This is a genomic window from Candidatus Chlorohelix sp. (assembly GCF_037138995.1).
In the GTDB taxonomy this organism is placed as follows: Bacteria; Chloroflexota; Chloroflexia; order Chloroheliales; family Chloroheliaceae; genus Chlorohelix.
The window spans coordinates 1-2,328 of record NZ_JBAXHI010000102.1 but is presented as its reverse complement, the minus strand read 5'-3'; the positions used below and the strand labels follow the sequence as shown (position 1 = coordinate 2,328).

The window sequence follows — 2,328 nt, the reverse complement described above, 5'->3', positions numbered from 1 at the left end:
TCGCCAAGCGGAAGAGTGTATTGGGGAAAGGTTGCTCCATCTCCATTGGCCTATTCGTTATCCTGATCGTATGTGGTGTTCCCCTCGCAATCGTCCGCAACACGACTCGTGCGGTAGGTATGGCGGTGGGAGTAATCCCCACATCCACGCTCACACCCACCGCAACAATACCTCCGACCCAAACCGCAACTCCCACTTCGGCACCGACGGAGACGCCTACTGTCACTCCCTCTAGCACACCAACTCTGGAGCCAGCCACACAGACAGCAGTAGCCGCCGAAGCGACGGCAGCAGCTGAGGCTCAGGCAGCGACAGCGACAAGCGAAGCAAAAATCGCCGCTCAACAGACTGCTGAGGCTGTGCCTACTTTGACAGCCGAGGCCATTGCTGCCGCCACCGCTACCATCGTGGCGCTTGATACGACCTACTCTGAAGTAAATATCTTGGAGTTGGCTAAGGCTCCTGACCGTTTTCGTGGCCAGCAACTTAAGATTACAGGTGAGGTATTCACGATCAGCGAAGGGGAAAGCGGGATGTTCGGCTTGGGCGGCACCGTTACACGAATGCAGATTTGGGTGCAAGTTCCAGGTGGCTCCGCTTTCGACCGTGAAGCGGTGGTGGTAGAGTTCGCTGGCGTACTTGACGGAGTAGTGAAGGGGATCGCTGTGATCGTTTACGGCAAAGGTGCAGGTGCCTTTGAGGGAACTAACGCCCTCGGTGCCACAATCCGGCAACCAGCTATCAACGCAGAGTACGTGCGACACTAATATTTAGCAGACGGTATCAAGGTTAAGATTATCCCATCTCTTAACCTTGATACTGTCATTTTCAAACATAATTATGTAATTAATTAAACGGTCGATAGAAAAATCAGCACACTTGAAGTATGCCAAAGCCGCCCGACATGGCCTCCTAAGAAATCCTCCCTGAAACGGCGGAGATGGTATAATGTCTATGGGGTTACGCCCTAGTACTTACACGTAGAGGTTTTATGTCGATCAATTTGAATAGTATTTTCGAACAGACTCTGGCGGGTATATTTGTTGTCATAATATCTTGGCTTATGTCTCTAATTGTATCGGCAAATTCCAGGCAATTATCGAAGTCTTTATGGGGATGGGTACAATTTCAGTGGCGTATAGTAATTATCCTTTTATACGTCGCCTCAGTTACAATAGTAGTACACATCATCTATTCTAATTGGAACACAACAATTATTGTATTAGGCAGTATTGGTTTTGCATGGGTGATATCTTTGCTAATCAACAGAAGCCGATCAGAAAGCGTTATATTTTACGATTTCCGAAGACCACTTCAAAATTGGCAACCTACGAAAAACTAGATCCCTGAACTAGATCTTATTAAAGGCACAAAAATCGAACCTCACATAAATCTCTCCAAGTATATTAGGCTGTCTCTGACAATCCGATTACGGGTAACTTCGTACCAAGAAATATCCTGTTTTGCATCGGCAAATGCCCTCTAGAACACCAGTTTTGCCAACTTTTTCGGGTAAAGAATATGCGACATACACGTTTTCCGTACTTGATATCGGATTGTCAGAGACAGCCTATAAGCCCTGAGATTAATTTTTTAATCGGCATCATAGAATGCGATATTTTTCTTGAAAAGGATGCAATATTGAATGTTATCTTTAAAGGATCGATTGATACTTCGTTTTATATGGCACGTTTAGATTCCAGGGTTAGCCATCAAGGAGATATTTATGACTGCATACTATTTTCACCTGCCGGAAATACCGGTTGGCATGTTTGTAATAAAGCAAAGGGAGAATCTGGCCACAGATCTCCTGTAGGCGAAAGAGTGAATATGAAGTTAATATGCACAAAAAAGACCGCGACACTTATTGTGAATGGATATAGAGTAGACATGGTAGATACCATGCAAACAAAAATGACAGGAAAACGAATAGTAATTTTCACAGAAGAGGCGAGTGCATATATACAAAAAAATACAAATCACAAGGGCCATTTGATTTTATGTATAAAAGCACTAAATATTATACGAATACACCTCAAGCCGCCCAACCACGCCCTGCAGGTGACGCCGCTGGCGCGGCCCGTAGCCTGGCGCTTTTTATCACGCCGTCTCGTGCTGCCGCCTACCTCGCTTCACATATACTCTGCACGGGTTAAAGCTAGACATGTTATAGAAGGGCATTTTACCGCATCAGTATGCAGAAAACCCCCTCTTCACGAACGTCCAAAAATCAGCCGCGCAGAGTATACCTGCCAGCGGCGCACCTGAGGGCTATCGTTGGGCCGCTCTCATCCCATAAAGCGGTCGCCGGACAGACTCCGCAGCCAG

At 46.4% G+C, this 2,328-nt stretch carries 3 protein-coding genes; 2 read left to right on the top strand and 1 reads right to left on the bottom strand.

The window, feature by feature from the left end; genetic code table 11:
• A partial coding sequence (locus tag WCK19_RS18430; protein WP_342398872.1) for a hypothetical protein occupies positions 1-196 on the bottom strand: 196 nt, incomplete at its 3' end.
• Positions 197-368: 172 nt separating this feature from the next.
• Between WCK19_RS18430 and WCK19_RS18425 the strand changes: the two genes are divergently transcribed.
• Together WCK19_RS18425 and WCK19_RS18420 are read left to right on the top strand one after the other, a co-directional pair.
• Complete coding sequence (locus WCK19_RS18425) at positions 369-767, top strand: hypothetical protein (RefSeq protein WP_342398871.1); 399 nt, start codon at positions 369-371, stop codon at positions 765-767.
• An 874-nt stretch (positions 768-1,641) separates the two neighbouring features.
• Positions 1,642-2,268, top strand: coding sequence for a hypothetical protein (locus WCK19_RS18420; RefSeq protein ID WP_342398870.1), 627 nt, complete (start codon positions 1,642-1,644; stop codon positions 2,266-2,268).
• The last annotated feature ends 60 nt before the right edge of the window (positions 2,269-2,328 follow it).